Genomic DNA, 21,855 nt, shown 5'->3' with positions numbered 1-21,855 from the left:
TATACACATTTTTATTAGAAAATTGACTATCAACAAGTTAAACTTTTCTAAAAGTACAAAACGTGAAATTTAGACCTCCCTAAGCTATTGATTTCAAACGTTGGAGCTGGAATTTTGATAGTATTAAAAAGTGAGAAAATGGTCTTTAAAAAGTGTGAATTGGTTTCAATTTTGGATAAATCAACGTCAAAACTCAAGTAAAATTGACGAAATCTGTCGTCATTTTGCATTAAATCATTTTTTTTAGAAGAAAGCATGCCCTCTGCCCCATATCCAACTGCTAAATTTAACCATTTTGGTATTTTGGATGTTTTAGCAAAGGTGTGAAGATTAGCTGACAACCAATACGTTTGTCCGTTATAATCTTTCAGAATTTGTTCAGTAAAACTTTCACCTAATAATTCCGGTCGTTGATTGGCATATTTAGTTGTGTGAAAAGAGAATTTCGGAATAATTCGTTGTTCATCCCACAACAATTCCTGTGAAACATATAAGGCGGTTCCGGTTGCATTGGCAGCTACATCACCCCAAGAAAATCCCCATTCGGCAGAATAACCATCGAAAACCTCAACAGCGGTTAGAAAAACAAAGCCATAACCGGCACCATAAATCAACTGATTTTTTTTGGAAACCCCGCTCCAATCGAGCATTTCTGCACTCAATCGACCTAAATGATAGGAAGAATAAATGTGACCGGCTTTATCCATTTGAAGCCAATCAGCATTATCATTTTTAAAATGGAAAGAAGATTTTTCATAATCCGCATACCAAAGTTGATTCAATCCAATTAAAGCAGCAGAAGTTAATACTGATTCGGAAACGATAACTAAATTTCTCCTTTTTATATTCAGTGTATCGGAAGGTTCTAAAAAAGTATTCAACCTCGATTGAGCAACTGAACTATTTGAAAATAGCAAAAAAAATATAAAAACTATGAAAACAGAATTTTTCAATTAGTTGCCGGAAGTTTGAGCATTTAACCAAGCAGAATATTTTCTGGCATTTACATTATGTTGTTCCAATGTGGTGGCAAATTCGTGATAGCCAAAACGTTCAACACTGGCACAGAAATATAGAAAATCGTGTTGTTCCGGATTCAAAACGGCATCAATGGCATTCACATCTGCCATAAAAATAGGTCCGGGTGGCAAGCCTGCATTTCGATAGGTATTGTATGGAGATTCAACTTCCAAATGTTTGTAATACACTCGTTTAATTAATTGATTGAAGTCATTTGATACTAATTTAAATGCATAAATCACAGTTGGATCAGCTTGCAATGGCATTCCGATATCCATTCGATTTAAATAAACTTTTGCGACACGAGGTCTTTCTTCCACTTTGGCAGTTTCCTTGTGAACGATGGAAGCTAAAATAGAAACTTCAATTGGCGTTAATCCTAACTTTTCAGCTTTGGCTTTTCGTTCATCATTCCAAAAACGATAATATTCTTTTGCCATTTGATTTCTGAATTTTTCGGCAGAAGTATCCCAATAAAATTCAAATGTGTTCGGCAATAACAATGTAAAAATCGTTTCTTCAGTGAAACCATTTTCTTCTAAAAATTTTGGGTCTTTAAACGCTTGCAATAACTGAATACTGTCGGCTTCAATTTGCGAAGCAATTCGTCCGGCAAAATTTTCTAAACGTTCTTGGTTGTTAAAGGTTACTCGAACAGGAACACTTCTTCGCAAAGCAGAAACAATGGAGTTGGTATTCATATTTTTGGTTAGTTCAAACTTTCCGGCTTTCACTTCGGTGGCATAACCTCTTCGGTTGGCTAAGGTTTCAAACTTATCCATATCTTTTATAAAAGGAGAAATAATCGCTTTTACTTCTTCAAAATTGGCATTTGTTGGAACAAAAACAGTTACTTTTTCTTCCGAAAAACTCGTATTTGGGGTAAAAACAATTTGATACACTTTAAAACCAAAATAAGCAACTACCAATAAAATCACTAAGGAAATATAGAGGATTATCTTTTTAAAATTCATTTTTACTAAATTATTTTTTTATAATTAATTGATAGAATGCTTCGTCGGAATAATTTCCGTCACTAAAAATCCAATCTTTTTTTATTCCGATTAATTCAAAACCAAAGGACGTAAATAACGTTTTACTAGCCAAATTAGTCACTGAAATATTGGCAAAAAGTTGATGAATGTGCAAATAATTTTTCGCGTAAGCAATGAGTAATTCTAAAGCTTCTTTTCCAAAACCTAAACTTCTATCTTCGGGATTTTGGATGACAATGCCAATTCCTGCTCGGCTATTTTTCGGATCAAAGTCAAATAAATCAATCAAACCAATGGCTTCAAACGTTTCATTTTTGCAAATAGCTAAACGCAATTGTTTAGCTTCGTAAATATCTTTGTGGGCATTTTCCAGATAACTTTTAATCAAAAACATACTATATGGCGTTTGCGTTTGACTGACTTCCCAGACAGAAGTGTCATTTTCAAGCCGATAGATAAACTCCAAATCTTCGGGTTCTAATGCTCTTAAATAGACTTGTTTTCCTTGTAATGTACTCATATTAAATCGTAGCTAATTCAATTTTCCCTTCAAAAACAAAGGTTGCCGGTCCGATTAAGAAAACATCTGTGTAATTATTTCCGTCTTTTTTGAAAGTAACTTTCAATTCGCCACCTTCAACCAACAATGAAATTTCGTTGGAAGTTGTTTTCCCGATAGCATTCATCGCAATGGCTGCCGCTGTAACACCTGTTCCGCACGATAAGGTTTCATCCTCTACTCCTCGCTCATACGTTCGAACAGCAAAAAGTGTATCTGAAATTGCTTCCACAAAATTGACATTACTTCCCGCTTTTCCATACAAATCACTGTATCGAATTTGACTACCAATTTCTTTTACTGGAACCGATTTTACATCTTCGACTAACGTAATATGATGTGGCGATCCAGTATTCAAAAAAACATAATCAGAAGCCATTTTTATCTCATCTACATTTTTCATTTGAAGTGCCACTGTTCCATCTACTGAAATTTTGGCATAATGTTCTCCATCCACAGCTATAAAAGTCGTTTCATTATCAATAACATTTAGTTGCTTTGCGAAAGCCACGATACATCGGCCACCGTTTCCACACATCGAACTTTCATTACCGTCCGAATTATAATAGACCATTTTAAAATCTGAAATTTTGTCATTTTCTAGTAATATCAACCCATCAGCACCGATTCCGAAACGTCTGTCGCAGAGCTGTTTGATGAGTTTGGTATTATTTTTGGAGAAAACTTCTTGACGATTATCAATCATAATAAAGTCGTTTCCTGTTCCTTGGTATTTAAAAAATTGAATGGTCATTTTTGAGAATTATAGAATACAAAAGTACAATTATTTTAAAGAAAAGTTAAGGTCTGTTAAAGAGCGTTAAACCTAATTTATCGAAACAATAAAACATATAAATTTACATTAATAACTAAAATTAGATTAAATATGAAAAACGTAACCAATTTATTTTTAGTATCCTTATTTAGTGGTGTTATCACGCTAGGAACGTACAAATTATTTGTTGAAGATGATTCAATAACCAGCAAAAACATCGTAACCACCGCACCGATGTTTGCAACTAAAAATGTTGGCCTTTCGGCAGAAACAGTCGATTTTACGGAAGCTGCCGGCTCAGCGTTAAACCAAGTTGTGCACGTTAAAAATGTTTCTTATCGAACTGTTTACAATCCGATAGATTTCTTTTATGGAAATCGAGGTGGTCAACCACAACAGCAAATCGGGACCGGTTCTGGGGTAATAATTTCAGAAGATGGTTATGTGGTGACTAATAATCACGTTATTCAGGGAGCAACTGAATTAGAAATCACCTTAAATAACAAAAAAACATATCCGGCAAAATTAATAGGAACCGATTCCAAAATGGATATCGCGTTGCTTAAAGTGGAAACGGATGAAAAATTACCTTATGCCGTTTTTGCAGATTCAGACCAAGTAAAAGTGGGCGAATGGGTTTTGGCAGTCGGAAATCCATATAACCTAAATTCTACTGTGACAGCCGGAATTGTTTCGGCGAAAGCCAGAAATTTAGATACAAGTGGAATTCAGTCGTTTATTCAAACCGATGCAGTTGTAAACCCCGGAAACAGTGGTGGTGCATTGGTAAATACTCGAGGAGAATTGGTTGGAATCAATACAATGATTTCATCTAATACGGGAAGTTATGTAGGTTATTCGTTTGCAGTTCCTTCTAATATTACTAGAAAAATTATCGAAGATATTATGGAATACGGAAATGTGCAACGTGGAATTTTGGGCATTGAAGGAAGAGAATTGAATGGTGCAGCTTCTAAAGAATTAAATCTTACCGAATCACAAGGATTTTATGTGAATAAAGTAACAAAAAATTCCGGTGCTGAAAAAGCGGGTATCAAGTCTGGTGATGTTATTTTAAAATTGGATAATCAAAACGTGACTTCGTTTGCAGAACTTTCAGGTTATGTAAATACGAAACGTCCTAATGATGAAATCAATGTAACAGTGAATCGTGATGGAAGAAAATTGGTAATTCCCGTTAAATTAACCAAAAAAGAATTATTGAATTATGAATTTTACGGATTGGAATTGGAAGATTTAGAACCAGCCGATAAACAGCGATTCAAATTAAAACAAGGAGTGAAAATCAAAGATATTACGAATGAAAAATTGGCTCCTTATGCTGATGAATTAAAAGGAAGTATTATTTTAAGTATTGATGGTGTAAAAGCCACTGACGTTGAAACTATTTCGAGAGGATTAGGAAGCAAAACTGAAAAAGAAGGCGTTCGTGTTGAATTGATGCTCAGAAACGGACAAGTAATGCGAGTGATATTATAAATTAGGTTAAAGTTAAGGTAGTCCTGCAAAGTCAGATTTTGATTTTGCAGGATTTTTTTATTTAAAAAAAAGCATCAAAAAAGTTTACGAAAACGTTTGAAATCTATACTTTTGCACAAAATTTTACAACACCAACTAATTTTTAAAGTATGAACAACAATCCTTCTTTGTACGAAAAAGAGCTTTCGTTTCAAGCAGACCGCAGAAGAGCCGGGGTAGAATTTATTAAAATCATCAGCGATTTATGGTATGACAAATCAATCGAAGTCGTTCTATTCCGTAATCAATTGATAGACAAAAATGTATCTGAAATTTTAAACTTGCACGAATATGCAGGAGAATTTGTTGGGAAACCAATTTCAATTTTTGACTCGGTTGAAATTGCTAGAGAAATGTTGTCGTTAGATTTACCTCCTTCAAAATTAGATATTGGTAAATTGACTTATGAATATCATTTGGAAGATGATAAATACCACAACACCAAATCGTTTGTAATTGATAAATTGCGAAAAGCAAAAGAATCAAATTCAATTAAACCGAAAGATGTTGTTTTATATGGTTTTGGTAGAATTGGTCGTTTATTAGCAAGAGAATTAATGTCAAAGACCGGAAAAGGAAATCAATTACGTCTTCGTGCGATTGTGACAAGAGATAAAAATGATGCTACAATTTTAGAAAAAAGAGCTTCTTTGCTGCGATATGATTCGGTTCACGGCGATTTTCAAGGTTCTGTCGTAGCTGATCCTAAAAATAATGCTTTGCTAATCAACGGAACAACGGTTCATATTATTTCTGCCAATTCACCGGAAGATATTGATTATACTGCTTATGGTATTGAAGATGCCTTAATTATTGATAACACCGGAGCTTTTACCACAGAAGAAGCGTTAAAAAGACATCTTATTTCCAAAGGAGCTTCAAAAGTATTGTTAACTGCTCCCGGAAAAGGAGTTCCAAATATTGTGTATGGTGTGAACCACAAAGAGCATAATCCGGATAAAGTGGATATTTTTTCAGCGGCTTCTTGCACAACCAATGCCATTACTCCTATTTTAAAAGCCGTTGAAGATACGTTAGGTGTTGTAAAAGGCCATTTAGAAACCATTCACGCCTACACAAACGATCAAAATTTGGTTGATAACATGCACAACAAATACCGAAGAGGTCGTGCTGCTGCGTTAAATATGGTAATTACCGAAACCGGTGCAGGAAGTGCTGTGGCAAAAGCATTGCCAAGTTTAGCCGGAAAATTAACTTCAAATGCTATTCGTGTTCCTGTTCCGAATGGTTCGTTGGTGGTTTTAAATTTGGAAGTTAGCAAAGAAACCTCGGTAGAAGAAGTAAATGAAATCATGAAAAAATATGCGTTAGAAGGACAATTGGTGGAGCAAATTAAATATTCGCTTAATAATGAATTGGTTTCTTCAGATATTGTGGGTACAAATGCTCCTTCAATTTATGACAGTAATGCTACGATTGTCTCTGCCGACGGAAAAAATGTGGTACTATATGTATGGTACGACAACGAATTTGGTTACAGTCATCAAGTAATTCGTTTAGCGAAATATATTTCCAAAGTGCAACGATACGCTTATTATTAATCAGGTTATATAATTGTAAAAATCCGTTTCATTCGTTTGAAGCGGATTTTTTTTATACATTTAGATAAAATATTTCTAATGAAAAATAATAAATCCATTTTACTGCTCCTACTCTTTTTGATAATGCCGTTTTTAGCAGTTAGTCAAATTCAGCCAACACCAAAATCATATCAAAAAATCAAATTTATCTATCTGAAAAAATCAAATTTCAGGTTGGATGAAAAGGGATTTTATGCTGACACTACTCAGTTTAAAGTGATGTTTCCTGATTTAGAGTTTGAAAAAGTTTCTTCTAACTCAGGAGCAATAATTGGTTTTGCTCCGCTTTCAAAATTAAATAGGCTTCATAAAAAAACAATTACCAAAAAAATGACAGAAAACAACACTGTTATTTTTGGATTGGTTGAGGTTAAAAAAAATAAAGTTTTATTTTCAGTCGATCATAGTTCTCCGGAAACAGACTATGCTTATCAGCTATTTAATTTACCACAAAACAGATTAAACAGTTCTCACCAATTTAGTTATAAAAATAATTTTTCACTTCTGGAAATAAATTCAAATGCGACGACTCAACTAAAATCTATCCAAAAAAATAAAATTCTTTGGCAAAATGAGGAACATACAATCGGACAATATGACACAACTGAACAAGACGGAAACAAACAACTGAATGTAGTTGTTTTTCAAGCTGAATTACCAAAATTAGTCAGTCCAATTCCATTATTTGAAAATGCAAATCACGGTGTAAAAACAATTTACGCGATGGAATATCATTATGAATTGATTTCTGTTTCGTATGAATAAATTTCATTAGTAGAACAATAGATTCTTGATTTTTGAGTTAATACACTACAGATTTAACCCAAGAATCTATTATGAAAAACCTACTATTTCTGGTGATATTCACCTGTAATTTGTCGTATGCACAAAAGATGCCTGTTGCCTATCAACATGGTCAGAATAGCATGGAATTGATTGCTAAAACCAAAACCGGTACAGTAGTCGTGAGTACATTCAATGCTAAAATGACAATTCGTCAAGACATTGCTCAAAAAATATTTTCGCTTTATCAACAAAATAAAATTAAACACAATGCTGTGGTGACCGTTTTGGGTAAAGAGGCAAAAGTGGTAGGCAAATGTTTTATAAAAAAGAAACACAACTTAACTAGTATTGAATTTTATTATGACAAAGTTTTTTGGCATAACGGAATGGTTGAGGTTCATGGAAAATAGGGTTTTAATCCTATAATTTTACTCAATAAAACAAAAAACTCCCGATTGCTCAGGAGTTTTTCTATAAAATGGCATTTTAAAATTTAAGCTTTTCCGGCAGCTGCAATTAAATTTAAAGCAGATCCGGCAACAAACCAACCAATTTGGCTTTCGTTGTAGGAATGATTGGCAATAATCACATCTTTACTTCCATCAGCATGAACGAATTCTAATGTCAATGGTTTTCCTGGCGTGAAACTAACTAAATCGACAAAATTGATAGTATCATTTTCTTGGATTTTGTCATAATCTGCTTCATTCGCAAATGTTAACGCCAACATTCCTTGTTTTTTCAAATTCGTCTCGTGAATACGAGCAAATGATTTTACTAAAACTGCTTTTACACCTAAGAAACGAGGTTCCATAGCTGCGTGTTCTCTTGACGAACCTTCTCCGTAATTGTGATCTCCCACAACAATTGAAGGAACTCCGGCCGCTTTATAAGCTCTTTGCACCGCAGGAACCGCATCATATTCACCGGTTAATTGATTTTTAACAGAATTTGTTTTTTGATTAAAAGCATTCACAGCTCCAATCAACATGTTATTTGAAATATTATCCAAATGACCACGGAAACGCAACCAAGGACCCGCCATCGAAATGTGATCGGTTGTACATTTTCCGAATGCTTTGATTAATAATTTTGCGTTTGTGATATTTTTTCCATCCCAAGGAGAAAATGGCTCCAACAATTGTAAACGTTCTGAAGTTGGACTCACCGCTACTTGCACTCCGCTACCATCTTCGGCAGGAGCTTGATAACCCGGATCTTCCGCATCAAAACCTTTTGGAGGTAATTCGTCTCCGGTTGGTTCATCTAGTCTTACTTCTTCTCCATCTTCATTAATTAACGTATCTGTTAACGGATTAAATCCTAAATCTCCGGCAATTGCCAAAGCGGTAACCAACTCAGGAGAACCAACAAAAGCTAACGTATTCGGATTTCCATCAGCACGTTTAGAAAAGTTTCGGTTGAATGAATGAACGATTGTATTACGTTCTTCTTTCTCTGCTCCTTCTCTATCCCACATTCCGATACATGGACCGCACGCATTAGCGAAAACCGTTGCACCAATTTTATCGAATGTATCAATAAATCCGTCACGTTCAATCGTATAACGGACAGTTTCAGAACCCGGTGTGATCGTAAATTGAGCTTTAGTTTTTAGATTTTTATCAGCTACTTGTTTGGCCAATGAAGCCGCACGAGCAATATCTTCGTAAGATGAGTTTGTACAAGATCCAATCAATCCTACTTCAATTCGTAAAGGCCAATTGTTTTTAATGGCTTCCTCTTTCATTTTAGAAATTGGCGTGGCTAAATCCGGTGTAAAAGGTCCGTTTAAATGTGGTTCTAATTCCGATAAATTGATTTCGATTACTTGATCAAAATACTGTTCCGGATTAGCATAAACTTCAGGGTCAGCCGTTAAATGTTGAGCTACTTTGTTGGCAGCATCAGCCACATCCGGTCTTCCCGTTGAACGTAAATAGCGATCCATTGAAGCATCATAACCAAAGGTTGATGTAGTTGCACCAATTTCTGCACCCATATTACAAATCGTTCCTTTTCCGGTACACGACATTGCCGTTGCACCTTCTCCAAAATATTCAACAACAGCTCCGGTTCCTCCTTTTACAGTAAGAATTCCGGCTACTTTTAAAATTACATCTTTTGGAGCTGTCCAACCTGATAATTTTCCGGTTAATTTTACTCCAATTAATTTTGGAAATTTCAATTCCCATGCCATGCCTGACATTACATCTACGGCATCAGCACCACCTACTCCGATGGCTAACATTCCTAATCCACCTGCGTTTACAGTGTGTGAATCGGTTCCAATCATCATTCCACCCGGAAAGGCATAATTTTCTAAAACTACTTGGTGAATAATTCCTGCTCCAGGTTTCCAAAATCCGATTCCGTATTTATCGGATACAGAAGAAAGAAAATCAAAAACTTCATTGCTTTGTTGTTTTGCACGAGCCAAATCGGTTTTTGCATCAACCTTAGCTTGAATTAAGTGATCGCAATGAACGGTTGTTGGCACAGCTACTTTGCTTTTTCCGGCATGCATGAATTGCAATAACGCCATTTGAGCAGTTGCATCTTGACACGCTACACGGTCCGGTGCAAAATCAACATAATCTTTTCCTCTTGTGAATGCTTGGGTTGGAGTGCCTTCCCAAAGGTGAGAATATAAAATCTTTTCTGATAAGGTGAGCGGTCTTCCAACTAACTCACGTGCTTTTTCTACACGATCGGCTAGATTAGCATAGACCTTTTCAATCATTTCTATATCAAATGCCATAATAAATAAGTGTTATTTGTTTGTGGTGCGAATTTACGAAAACGTTAGAACATTGTAAAATTATTAGTGAAATATATCTTTTAGAAATCATTTTTTACAGAAATTCTGTTTTTTAGACATTATTTTCAACAAAAAGCAATATTCAGCCATTAAAATACAAATATGGCAAAATTAGAAACCTAAATTATCAATATCGCAAAATCAATACTGAAAAACTTCTTCAAATCAGCTACTTTCGATGAGTTTTTTACTTATCACTCAATTTTCGCAGTGGATTTTCGAAGAATTTGTACAATAATGTAGCCGATAAAAATGTAATTAGAAAATAACAAAGTGAAAACAAATGCAATTGATTCATTGAAAGATCATCCGTTGGGAAATAAAATTGAAGCAACTGAAGAATTACACCATAATGAAGCAAATAAATGGAATAGGAAATCAAACTAATAAAAATAATCGGTTTTTGAAGAAAAGAGAATGATGTTGATTTCCATTGTGATAAAATCGGAAGAAATAATAGACAAGTCAACGAAGTTAGTGGCAAATAGAAAATGTTCCAAAAGTGAGGAAATCGATCAATCGTAAGTTGAAAAAAACCAACGCCAACAAACATAAATCCAAATAAAATTACTCCTAAAAAGGCAAAAGGTAAACGGATTTTTTTCCAAAAAGGTAAACAATTTAATGAAATCCACGCGGCTAAAACTCCGATAAAAAAAGCATCTAAACGATAAATAACCAAAGCTTTTAGTGCTAAATTCCACTGATTTAGAGTTGTATTTGAAGTTGAAAACGCATAATAAATTTTGGTAAAAACAAAGAATAACGTTAGTCCTAAAACGACTAAAAGAAAAAACAATGATTTATTGCTGGGCTTCACAATGGCTGTTTTGAGATAAAGAGCAATGAGAAGTAGTAAAAATGCAAACACACCAATTGAAACAGGCCACGATTCCGGGAAAAATGGCAACATCGTTGAACTGAAATTTTGAAGAAAGAAGAAATATTTCCACCAATCGGCTACGGCATACCCAACAATAAAACTAATGATAATGTTTAAAATCAGAACTAAATAATAGTTTGGCAAAATTCGGAAGCTTCTTCGTTTGAGAAACCCAAGCACTTTTTTAATCGAAAAATCATCATCAACATATATCTGATATAAAATCCTTCCCACCAAGAAACCGCTTAAAACAAAAAAAACTTCTACTCCTAAAAAACCGAAAAATATACCTGTTTGATAAATCAAACTTTGATTAGGTGGATAAATCGATAAAGAATGTCCGAACAAAACCATCAAAATAGCAATTGTTCGCATCAAATCTAATCCAAAAATGTTATCGATTGAAGATCTTTTTTCCATTTAGTTTAAAATTGGATACTCTGAAAGTATTGATTGGTTTTTCAAAATAAGTATAAAAAAAGTAACCCAACGTGAACGTTATCAGCAGATAAACTAGCGTAAAGATATGCAATTGAATTAATGAAAAAGAACTCGTATCGATAAAATATTTCATCAAAAACAGCACAATACTGTAATGAATTAAATAAACAGAATACGATAAATTACACAAAAACGTAACTATTTTACTAAGTTTTTCCGAAGCCTTTTTCCATAAAAGTAGAGAAGGTAAAAAGCACAATACTATCAACGAAATGAATGGTAGAGCAACAATATTCCAAAACCAGGCGAGTGTATTCAAATTAAAAAACAAGAGTAAAACAATGAAAAAGAGCATTAGCAAAATTCCCATCCACAGTAGTAAGAAACTCTTTTGTTGAAAAAACTCTTTGTATTCAGCATAATAATAACCGAATAAAATGCCAAACATCACCGAATCAACTCTATAAATAACCACTGAACGAACTTCTGCAGTCCATTTTAGCAATGAAAAAGAAGGGTTTTCAATATGATAAATAATTTTCAAAATCACAGAAAGCATCAATAATCCATATACAATCCATAAAAAAAAAGATTTTCTAAAGTGTAAAGCAATCTGTTTCGCAAAAGCAAAAAGAATCAACACAACCAAAACATAACTCAATTCTTTGATTGGCAAACTCCATGATTCCGGAAACAAAGACGGAATTGGGGTTGAAAAATTCTGAACAAATAAAAAATACTTCCACCAATTAGAAATGGAAAGTCCGACAAGAAGAGCAATAAGTATGTTGACAAGCAGAATGAGATAATAGCTTGGTAAAATTCTGAATAATCGCCTTTTTACAAAATTGCCGACTTCTTTAAACGTGTATTGTTGGGTTAAGAATTGTTTTAAAATGATGCTTCCTACCAAATAACCGCTCAACATTAAAAACAGCTCAATTCCAATTAAACCTGAGAAATCTTGCATTTTTCCAATAATGCCATCAGATTGATAAATCCAAGAAATATGGGAGAAAAGCACCAATAAAATTGACAATGACCTGAGAAAATCTAATCCGAAAATTCTTTTAGACGCAACAATTTGATTATCAATCATAGAAATACTTAAATTTGCGGTCATGCGAAGAACAAAGATATATAAAATTTTAGCACTCTTAGTATTGTTTACTAATGTTGGTGGAGTGATATGGTATACCCAATTATCAACCCGTCATAAAGCGATTGTTAAGACAACTTTGTTGCACAAAACAGGTTTGGTTGATAACGATTGGCAGGTGGAAAATAGTTCAAAAGAGTATAAAATGCTATCACCAACATTTATTGTGGACGATATTTATAAATCGATGGAAGGACCAAAAGCATCCAATTATGTCATGCTTTCGCAGGATTCTACTTTGTTGTGGATTACCGGATTTAAAGTGATTGCACAAGATGCAAAAACCGGCGAAAAGATGTCGAATGATTTTATTTGTCACATGAATGTGGATATGAATGATTCGAAATATTATTCCAATTTTGGATTAGAAAATCGGATAGGCAAACAATATCCGAGACTAACTTCGCTTTCGCATGGCATGGAAACATTTGAATTTCCGGAAGGTTACGGTGTGCCGATGAAAGGTAATGATTTGCTTTTTGTGACTACGCAAACATTGAATCACAATATAAAAGATGCGTATTACAAAGTGAAGCACAAAGTTTCTATCACTTATGAAGATGATAAAAATATTAAACCGTTGATGAGCAAAACGGCTTTCATCATGTTGCCGTATGACAAATATGATCCGTATAAAAGTCCGATTGATCCCGGTGCCGATTTTTGTATTCCGGTTGAAACCAAAAACCATAGTTATAACGATGGAAGTGGTAATAAGTTATCCGGCCATTGGGTGATTCCGATAGGCAAAAACACGTATCGAAGTGGAATTAATCATCAATTAGAAACCAAAGACAGTTTGCGATTGCATGCTGCTGCCATTCATGTTCACCCGTTTGCCACACGAATTATGTTGTTTAATAAAACAACTCAAAAACCTGTTTTTGTGAGCGAAGTTACTAATCATAAAAACAGTATTGGCTTAACCAACATTGAAAATTTTACTTCTAAAGAAGGCATTTGGTTGTATGAAAATCAGGAATATGAAATTGTATTGGAGGTAAACAATACGTCAAAAGAGGAGCAAGATATGATGGGAAGTATGTTTTTGTTTTTTTATGATGAAGAAATGGATTTGATAGTGAATTCTAAATTTAAATAATTATTTTCTATCTCTCAAATTAGTCATTGGTTTTTCGAAAAAGCGATACAATAAATACGAAAAGACAATGATAAAAAACCAATACGTTAAGGTGTAAGTCAATAACGGAATACCTGTTAAATTATCGGAAGGAACTAAAACTTTCATACTATGCAAAATGATTGTGTAATGCAACAAATAAATGCTGTACGACAAAAGACTGAGTAAAGTAATGATTTTTAAAACCCATGCTGATTGAATTTTAATCGTAAACAAAAAAGGCATTAAACAACAAATGGCAACGGAATTTAGAGATAAGTAAAAGATATTAAAAAAACCCGGATTTGTTTCAAACGTAATTCCCCAATAGAAAATAAACAGATGAAGCGTGAATATGCCCAACATGCCAATTGTAAAAAGCAACTTATTCACGGTTAGATTTATGGGGAAATTTACATAAAGGTAAAAAGCCAAAAACCCATAATAAATTGCATCCAATCGATAGACTGATACTTTTCTGAGGTTTTCATTCCATTCATAAATTGAAGCCAATTCATGCGTTGAATGAAACCAAAATCGGATTAAAACTACAACGGTTATGATGAAACACGTAACCCATAAAAATAATTTTTTTCGATTTAATTTTGGAAAAAAACGAATCATCAAATAAAGTAAAACCGGTCCGAGAATATAACAAAACTGCTCTACCGACAAACTCCATGATATTCTTGAAAAGTCGGGAGAATGAGAGAAAAAGTTTTGAAGATAAACGAAATACAATCCTATCTTTTCAGGGATTTTTCCATAGATTAAATACCAAAGAATGATGTTTATAATTAGAACAAGATAGTAATTGGGAAGTGTTCTAAACCATCTGCGTTTCCAGAACTCTCCTACATCTTTAAATGAAAAATCGTCCTTTTGAATGATTCGATAGACAATTTTTCCAATTAAAAATCCACTAATGACAAAAAATATTTCAACACCAATGGTTGCTGTAAAATTCATAAACCATTTAATGTAAGGATGATAATTTTCACTAATCCATAACGAATGCGAAAAGACAACCAAAGAAATGGCAATTGCTCGAGCTAAATCTAACCCGGGAACTCTTTTTTCCAGCTCGATGTTGAGTCCAAACATTTATTAATAGTTTGGGTTGGTTTAGTATAACTTTTCAATTATTTTTTCAATCGTAAGTCCTTCTGCATCGGCTTTATAATTTTTCACTACACGGTGACGCAGAATTCCTTCGGCTACAGCCTTAACATCTTCGATATCCGGTGAAAATTTACCATTAAAAGCGGCATGAGCTTTTGCTGCCAAAATAAGGTTTTGTGAAGCTCTTGGTCCTGCACCCCAATCGATATAATTTTTGATAAAATCGGTTGCTAAATTACTTTCCGGACGTGTTTTGGTGACTAACGTTACAGCATATTCAATTACATTGTCTGCTACCGGAATACGACGAATTAAATGTTGAAAATCAATAATTTCCTGTGCTGTAAACAACGGATTTACAACCGGCTTATCATCCGAAGTAGTACTTTTTACTACTTGAACTTCTTCGGCAAACGACGGATAATCCAACTTGATAGAAAACATAAAACGGTCTAATTGAGCTTCCGGTAATGGATAGGTTCCCTCCTGCTCAATTGGGTTTTGGGTTGCTAATACAAAATAAGGCAAACTCAATTTATAGTTATGTCCGGCAATCGTTACAGCACGTTCCTGCATGGCTTCTAGAAGAGCCGCTTGCGTTTTTGGTGGTGTACGGTTAATCTCATCGGCTAAAATAATATTGGAAAAAATTGGGCCTTTAATGAATTTGAATGTTCTGTTTTCATCTAAGATTTCGCTTCCCAAAATATCAGACGGCATTAAATCCGGTGTAAACTGAATTCGCTTAAAATCTAATCCCAATGCCTGAGCAATGGTATTCACCATCAATGTTTTTGCCAAACCGGGAACACCTACCAATAGAGCATGACCTCCGGAAAAAATGCTCAACAAAATTTGATCAACCACAAGGTCTTGACCAACAATGATTTTAGAAATCTCCTGTTTGAGGTCTTTTCTTTTTTGAACTAAATTTTGAATTGCAGTTACGTCAGACATAGTGAGAATGGTATATAGATTTAAGAAATGTAATTGATTATTTTTTCATCCAGTTGTTCATGAATTGGCAATTTCGGTATTCTCCGTTAATTTTCACATAAGTTTCCATTATTTTTTCATTAGACCATTTTCCAATAGCTTCAAATTGTTTTTCTTTTAAAGCTAAATCTTTGATTTTGGTATAATCCGTTGCATAATCGGCAATGTGCGAATCGATTCGGTTGGTAACCATAAACAATTTATATCTTTTTTTACCGGTTTGGTCTTCATCTAAAATTGCCACAGAAACTTCTTTTTCTTTTAAGTTTGAAACTTGCCCGTAAAGTGCAGGATCCATTTTGGTTAATTCAAATTTGGAATCCATTGTTTTTGGATTTAACAAAATTCCACCATTTGCCCTGGTTTCTTTTTCATCAGATAGTGTTCTGGCAGCATCAGCAAAAGTTAATTCGCCATCCATAATTCGTTGACGAACCAATTGAGCTTTGTCTTTTGCTTCTTTTAAAGCATCATCTGAAACTTTTGGAGATAGCAAAATGTGTCTTAAATCAACTTCCTGACCTCTGATTTTTTCAACTAAAATGATATGATAACCAAACTCTGTTTCAAATGGTTTAGAAATTTCACCTTCGTTTAAACTGAATGCTACTTCTTTAAATTCCTTGACAAATTGTGTTTTCCGATTCATTTTATAAAATCCTCCGCTTGATCTTGATCCCGGATCTTCTGAATAAAGCACTGCTCTTGTTCTAAAGCTGGCTCCATTGATTAACACATCATTTCTAATTTCATTTAATCTGTCAATCACTTTTTGTTTTTCTTCTTGCGAAATTTTTGGTTCAATAACTATTTGAGAAACCTCCATTTCTGCTCCAAAAGTTGGTAAATCCTCTTTTGGGATTTTTTTGAAAAATGTCCGCACTTCTTCTGGGGTGATTTCAACTTCGTCCACCACTTTATTTCTCATTTCCGAGGAAAGTTTGTTTTGTTTTAACACATCAAAAAAGAACGAACGAAATTCTTCTTCATTCTTTTTGTTATAAAACTTTAACATTTTTTCCATGGAACCAATTTGGCCAAGCATATAACCTATACGCTCTTCCATCATATTGTTTATTTCAGAATCTTTTACCACAATGGTACTGTCTTGCAATGCTTGATGAGCATACAGACGATCTTCCATTAATTTTCCTAACAATTCGCATCTTGAAACGTTTTCAACAGAAATACCTTGACTGGAAAGTTCAACATATTCCATATCAATGTCTGAATCCAAAATAATATATTCACCAACGGTGGCAATAATTCCGTCGATTTTCTTTCTTTTAAAAGGTTCAACAGTATCCTTTTTTACAGGTGTTTCTTCAGAAATAATTTCTTGTGCCACGCTTGAAAATGCAAAAGAAACCAGTAAAGTAAAGGGTATTGCAATTTTATTTATAAATTTCATATTTGTTGTTTTTAATAGCATCATCAGTGATTTCCTTCTCAAATTTTTTAATTAAATCTAGTTTTCTTTTGTTTATAATTAACTCCTTTATGGTTGGTTTTACATAATCAAACGGACTAATTTCATTCTTATCTATCACATTTCTAATTTTTACAAAATAGACGTTGAGTGAATCCGGTTGTTGAATTGCTTTTCCTTCCACAATATAATTTTCTCTATTATCAGGAGTAATAAAAGGTAATTTTTTATAAATCTGATTCATTTCTACCCAAACAGAATCATTTAGAGCAGAACTTTTAAATTGTAACTGATAGGTTTCCCAAAATTTTTTATCACTTTTTTTAGTATCAAAAAACTTCCCTTTTATCAATTCAAACTTAGGATGATCTTTGGGCAGATTGATATATCGCAATCGAATTAGTGATCCATTTGTTCTGAAATTTTCTTTATTTTCGTCGTAATACGATTTAATTTCAGTATTAGAAACCACAGTATCTACCTCTCGTTTAACAATTTGCTCTAAATAAGCTTTTGTATATAAATCTACTTTATATTGTTGAATTAGCTTATCAAATTCTTCTTGTTGTTCTTTATCGATATTTAGTTCTGCCGCTTTAATGAGCAAGGTTTGTGTTGCCCAACGATCTATAAAATTATGAACGATTGTTATGCTGTCTTCTTTTGATGTTTCTTCCGAAACCAAATCAACCAAATCACTTTTAAACAAATAACTCTCACCCACTCTTGCTACTGCTTGAGGTTTTTCTTCAGGCTTGAAATACGAGCAGGAAGTAAAAACAAAATACAGCAGAACAATGGCCCAAAGTTTATTCATTATTTCTTAATTTGCTTTTTCACTTCTTCAAACACATCTTTATTAATAGAAACGTTAAACTCTTGCTTCAAATTGGCAACCCAGTTTTCTTCTAAATACTGTTGATAATCATTAATTACTCTTCCTTTGCATTCTTCTAATAATTTTGCACCGGCTTCTTTTACATCATTCACTTGAACAACGTAATAATAATTGTCTTCTTTTACAACATCAGAAAGTCCTTTAATAAACGGAATTGTTTTAGGCAACGTTTCGCTTCCTTCTTCAAAAACACCGGATGTAGCCATAATATTGATAACACCCTTTGTATTTAAAGCGGTTTTTATTTCGTCTATATTTTTTCCTTGTTTTATAAGCTTATGAGCTTTTTTAGCAATATCGGCTTTTGTTGAAGAAATGACTAACACATCATACCGTTTTTTCCACATATATTTACCACTGTTTGCCTTGTGGAATGCTTCTAATCCTAATGTATCGGTTTTCGATTTTTCCCAAATCTCCTTTTCCATCAAATCAAAAAGCAACAAACCATCACGGTATTCTTCCATAACAGCGGCAAATTCAGGAAATTCATTTTCTAAATTATCGTTATAGTATTGATTTAATTGAGAATCAACAAAATTTGAATAATGGAAATCGACCAATTTTGCAACAGGTTTTGGTTGATTAGGATTTTTTTGTTGGGAAAGAAGATAGTTTAAAAACTGAGTTCCCGGTATTTTGATTTTTCCGAATGAGATGAACTCTCCATCAAATGGTTTTGTATCAGAAGGCAATTCCCATGCCGATTCATAAAATTTATCCGTAACTGCTTTTTTGATTTTAGTATATAAAGCTTCATTGCGTTTAACCGTATATTTAGCTCTCAATTTTTCGTTCAACGATTCAGTAATTTTTCTGGAACGCTCGTCACGGCTAATTTTGGTTTCCATGTCCGCTTTTGCTTCTTCAAATGTTTTTACAGGATGCTTTTCGATCAATTTCATGATATGCCATCCAAATTGAGATTGAAATGGTTTAGAAATTTCATTTGGTTTTTGCAATGAAAAAGCAACAGTTTCAAATTCTTCCGAACTCAATTGCCCTGAACCAAAACGATTTAAAAGGCCACCTTTAGCCGAAGAAGATTTGTCTTGCGAAAATTGTTTTGCCAACGCTTCAAATTCTTCACCTTGTTGAATTTTAGTATAAATTTCGTTGATAGTAGTTTTATTTTTTTCTAATTCATCTGTATTTCCTTCTGCAGGATTCATCAACATAATGTGAGCAACGGTAACATCACCTCTGTTGTTACGAATGTCGCTTACTTTAATTAAGTGATAACCAAATCGAGTTCTAACCGGGTTTGAAATCTCGCCAACTTTAGTGTTGTAAGCAGCCGATTCAAAAGGATAAACCATTCGGAAAGCAGAAAAATAACCCAAATCGCCTTTATTTTCTTTAGCACTTGGATCTTGTGAAAATTTCTGAGCTAACTCACCAAAATCTTCGCCGTTATCAGCTCTTTTTTTCAAATCCATAATTTGTTTAAAAACAGCTAACGTATCTTCCGGCTTTGCATTTTCATCAACGGTTAACAATATGTGAGAGGCTTTGATTTCTTTTAAAGAACGAACATAACCTTCTTCAAGAAGCTCTTTGGTGACTTTAGAATCGGTTAAATAATTTTTTGAAAGTTGTGTGCGGTATGATTTTAATTCGTTTTGGTATTTAGTATTATTCTGTAAGCCTAATTTATTGGCCTTGTTGATTTTTAATTTGTAACCCACAAAAAGTTCTAAATAGTGATCTAAATCTTTTTGGGATTCATCTTTAACCAAATCTAAGTTTTTGTTGTAAACACGAACAAATTCATCCGTATAATAAGGATTTTCATCAACTGTAAAAAGTACTTTTTTTGGAGCTTGTGCGAAAGCAAAAACAGAAAAAAGAATTGAAATTCCCAGATAAAAATGTTTTTTATTCATTTTCAAAAAATTTAATTTAAGATTTATACCAATTAGCCATAGTTTCACCTATTGCAACCCACAAAATTAACAATTCAGATACATTATACAAGTATAGCTGCTACTATTAACAAAAATTTATTAACGAGAAATGTTTATACTTTTTTGGTTAAGAAATAGTATTTTTGCAAACCTTTTAAAAAGAGATATGAGTTTTACAGAAGAAATCAAGCGAAGAAGAACTTTTGGAATTATTTCGCATCCCGATGCCGGAAAAACAACCTTAACAGAAAAACTGTTGCTTTTTGGTGGAGCGATTCAGGAAGCTGGTGCCGTTAAAAACAACAAAATTAAAAAAGGAGCTACCTCCGATTTTATGGAAATTGAACGTCAACGTGGAATTTCTGTGGCTACCTCAGTTCTTGCATTCAATTATAAAAACAAGAAAATTAACATCTTAGACACGCCCGGTCACAAAGATTTTGCTGAAGATACGTTTAGAACCTTGACGGCAGTGGACAGTGTGATTGTGGTAATCGATGTTGCAAAAGGGGTTGAGGAACAAACTGAAAAATTGGTAGAAGTCTGCCGTATGCGTAACATTCCGATGATTGTTTTTATCAATAAATTAGACCGAGAAGGAAAAGATGCCTTTGATTTGATGGACGAAGTGGAAAAAAAACTCAAACTTAGAGTTACGCCGTTGAGTTTTCCAATCGGGATGGGCTATGATTTTCAAGGAATTTATAATCTTTGGGAAAAGAACATCAACCTTTTTAGTGGTGATAGCCGAAAAAACATTGAAGATACGATTGCTTTTTCCGATATAAATAATCCGGAATTAGATAAAATTGTTGGCGAAAAAGCAGCAATAAAACTTAGAGAAGAACTGGAATTGATAGATGAAGTATATCCTCCTTTTTCACGAGAAGAATATTTGGAAGGTGATTTGCAACCTGTATTTTTTGGTTCGGCCTTAAATAATTTTGGTGTTCGCGAATTGTTGGATTGTTTTATAGAAATTGCTCCTTCTCCCCGACCAAAACATTCAGATACACGTTTGGTTGAACCAACAGAACAAAAAATGTCGGGATTTGTGTTTAAAATTCATGCCAACATGGATCCAAAACACAGAGATAGATTGGCTTTTATAAAAATTGTTTCGGGAACATTTGAGCGAAACAAACCTTATTCGCATGTGCGATTGAATAAAAGTTTAAAGTTTTCGAGTCCGAACGCCTTTTTTGCAGAGAAGAAAGAGATTGTAGACATCTCTTATCCGGGAGATATTGTAGGTTTGCATGACACAGGTAACTTCAAAATTGGTGATACGTTAACTGAGGGAGAAATAATGAATTTTAAAGGGGTACCGAGTTTTTCTCCGGAACACTTTAGATACATCAACAATGCGGATCCGATGAAGTCTAAACAATTGGAAAAAGGAATTGACCAATTAATGGATGAAGGTGTTGCTCAGCTGTTTACCTTAGAAATGAATAACCGAAAAATTATTGGAACAGTTGGAGCACTACAATACGAAGTGATACAATACCGATTGGAACATGAATACGGAGCAAAATGTTCGTATGAAAATTTTCCTGCTCACAAAGCATGTTGGATAAGACCGCAAGATCCAAAAAGTGAAGAGTTTGCAGAATTCAGACGAATAAAACAGAAATTTTTAGCTCATGACAAATTTGGTCAATTAGTTTTTTTGGCAGATTCCGAATTTACGATTCAAATGACTCAAAGCAAATTTCCAAATGTAAAAATGTTCTTTACATCTGAGATGGAATAGATTATAGAATTTTTTAATTGTTAATGTAGAATTAATTTTACATCATTT

18 protein-coding genes are annotated in these 21,855 nt (G+C 33.7%); 6 read left to right on the top strand and 12 right to left on the bottom strand.

Annotated features, from left to right (window positions below; translation table 11 throughout):
- Window positions 1-47: 47 nt before the first annotated feature.
- The 4 genes from B4N66_RS07015 to dapF are packed head-to-tail and all read right to left on the bottom strand — an operon-like array spanning window position 48 to window position 3,328.
- Window positions 48-953, bottom strand: coding sequence for a DUF2279 domain-containing protein (locus tag B4N66_RS07015; RefSeq protein WP_291093439.1), 906 nt, complete (start codon window positions 951-953; stop codon window positions 48-50).
- Window positions 954-1,994: an endolytic transglycosylase MltG gene (gene mltG / locus B4N66_RS07010; RefSeq protein WP_291093437.1), complete on the bottom strand. Its 1,041-nt coding sequence runs from the start codon at window positions 1,992-1,994 to the stop codon at window positions 954-956. It lies immediately after the preceding gene.
- A 10-nt stretch (window positions 1,995-2,004) separates the two neighbouring features.
- Window positions 2,005-2,535: a GNAT family N-acetyltransferase gene (locus B4N66_RS07005; protein WP_291093436.1), complete on the bottom strand. Its 531-nt coding sequence runs from the start codon at window positions 2,533-2,535 to the stop codon at window positions 2,005-2,007.
- Between the two features lies 1 nt (window position 2,536).
- Window positions 2,537-3,328: a diaminopimelate epimerase gene (gene dapF / locus B4N66_RS07000; RefSeq protein ID WP_291093435.1), complete on the bottom strand. Its 792-nt coding sequence runs from the start codon at window positions 3,326-3,328 to the stop codon at window positions 2,537-2,539.
- A 132-nt stretch (window positions 3,329-3,460) separates the two neighbouring features.
- Here dapF and B4N66_RS06995 point away from each other — a divergent pair, with 132 nt between their 5' ends.
- The 4 genes from B4N66_RS06995 (at window position 3,461) to B4N66_RS06980 (ending at window position 7,685) form a co-directional block, all read left to right on the top strand.
- Complete coding sequence (locus B4N66_RS06995) at window positions 3,461-4,849, top strand: trypsin-like peptidase domain-containing protein (protein WP_291093434.1); 1,389 nt, start codon at window positions 3,461-3,463, stop codon at window positions 4,847-4,849.
- A 149-nt stretch (window positions 4,850-4,998) separates the two neighbouring features.
- Window positions 4,999-6,450, top strand: a complete 1,452-nt coding sequence (locus tag B4N66_RS06990) for a glyceraldehyde-3-phosphate dehydrogenase (RefSeq protein ID WP_291093433.1) — start codon at window positions 4,999-5,001, stop codon at window positions 6,448-6,450.
- A gap of 78 nt (window positions 6,451-6,528) precedes the next feature.
- A complete protein-coding gene (locus B4N66_RS06985; RefSeq protein WP_291093432.1) occupies window positions 6,529-7,254 on the top strand; it encodes a hypothetical protein in 726 nt (241 codons plus the stop codon).
- A gap of 71 nt (window positions 7,255-7,325) precedes the next feature.
- Complete coding sequence (locus B4N66_RS06980) at window positions 7,326-7,685, top strand: hypothetical protein (protein ID WP_291093431.1); 360 nt, start codon at window positions 7,326-7,328, stop codon at window positions 7,683-7,685.
- An 83-nt stretch (window positions 7,686-7,768) separates the two neighbouring features.
- On the opposite strand, the gene B4N66_RS06975 is transcribed toward B4N66_RS06980, so the two are convergent.
- The 3 genes from B4N66_RS06975 to B4N66_RS06965 all read right to left on the bottom strand — a co-directional run bounded on the left by B4N66_RS06975 (window position 7,769) and on the right by B4N66_RS06965 (window position 12,543).
- Window positions 7,769-10,036, bottom strand: coding sequence for an aconitate hydratase (locus B4N66_RS06975; RefSeq protein ID WP_291093430.1), 2,268 nt, complete (start codon window positions 10,034-10,036; stop codon window positions 7,769-7,771).
- Between the two features lie 247 nt (window positions 10,037-10,283).
- A complete protein-coding gene (locus tag B4N66_RS06970; protein ID WP_291093428.1) occupies window positions 10,284-11,399 on the bottom strand; it encodes an acyltransferase family protein in 1,116 nt (371 codons plus the stop codon).
- Window positions 11,374-12,543 (bottom strand): acyltransferase family protein, encoded by a 1,170-nt coding sequence (locus B4N66_RS06965; protein ID WP_291093426.1) that lies wholly within the window; start codon window positions 12,541-12,543, stop codon window positions 11,374-11,376. Before B4N66_RS06965 ends, B4N66_RS06970 begins: the two co-directional genes overlap by 26 nt.
- Between B4N66_RS06965 and B4N66_RS06960 the strand changes: the two genes are divergently transcribed.
- A complete protein-coding gene (locus tag B4N66_RS06960) occupies window positions 12,542-13,681 on the top strand; it encodes a hypothetical protein (protein WP_291093425.1) in 1,140 nt (379 codons plus the stop codon). The two genes, B4N66_RS06965 and B4N66_RS06960, sit on opposite strands and share 2 nt — an antisense overlap.
- Here B4N66_RS06960 and B4N66_RS06955 read toward each other — a convergent pair whose 3' ends face one another.
- From B4N66_RS06955 to B4N66_RS06935, 5 genes are read right to left on the bottom strand one after another with little or no spacing between them, the layout of a single operon-like run.
- On the bottom strand, window positions 13,682-14,803 hold the full coding sequence (locus B4N66_RS06955; protein ID WP_291093424.1) for an acyltransferase family protein: 1,122 nt from the start codon (window positions 14,801-14,803) through the stop codon (window positions 13,682-13,684).
- 21 nt (window positions 14,804-14,824) lie between these two features.
- Entirely contained in the window at window positions 14,825-15,778 is a 954-nt protein-coding gene (locus B4N66_RS06950; protein ID WP_291093422.1) for an AAA family ATPase, read from the bottom strand.
- A 37-nt stretch (window positions 15,779-15,815) separates the two neighbouring features.
- A complete protein-coding gene (locus B4N66_RS06945; RefSeq protein WP_291093421.1) occupies window positions 15,816-17,249 on the bottom strand; it encodes a peptidylprolyl isomerase in 1,434 nt (477 codons plus the stop codon).
- Complete coding sequence (locus B4N66_RS06940; protein ID WP_291093420.1) at window positions 17,212-18,063, bottom strand: hypothetical protein; 852 nt, start codon at window positions 18,061-18,063, stop codon at window positions 17,212-17,214. The genes B4N66_RS06945 and B4N66_RS06940 overlap by 38 nt, the downstream gene beginning before the upstream one ends.
- Window positions 18,063-20,030 (bottom strand): peptidylprolyl isomerase, encoded by a 1,968-nt coding sequence (locus B4N66_RS06935; protein WP_291093419.1) that lies wholly within the window; start codon window positions 20,028-20,030, stop codon window positions 18,063-18,065. The genes B4N66_RS06940 and B4N66_RS06935 overlap by 1 nt, the downstream gene beginning before the upstream one ends.
- A 187-nt stretch (window positions 20,031-20,217) precedes the next feature.
- On the opposite strand from B4N66_RS06935, the gene B4N66_RS06930 reads away from it, so the two are divergent.
- Window positions 20,218-21,807: a peptide chain release factor 3 gene (locus B4N66_RS06930; RefSeq protein ID WP_291093418.1), complete on the top strand. Its 1,590-nt coding sequence runs from the start codon at window positions 20,218-20,220 to the stop codon at window positions 21,805-21,807.
- Window positions 21,808-21,855: the final 48 nt, after the last annotated feature.

Source organism: Flavobacterium sp. UBA2787, from assembly GCA_002352205.1.
In the GTDB taxonomy this organism is placed as follows: domain Bacteria; phylum Bacteroidota; class Bacteroidia; order Flavobacteriales; family Flavobacteriaceae; genus Flavobacterium.
The sequence above is the reverse complement of the archived record's forward strand: the minus strand, read 5'-3'. Positions and strand labels throughout refer to the sequence as shown.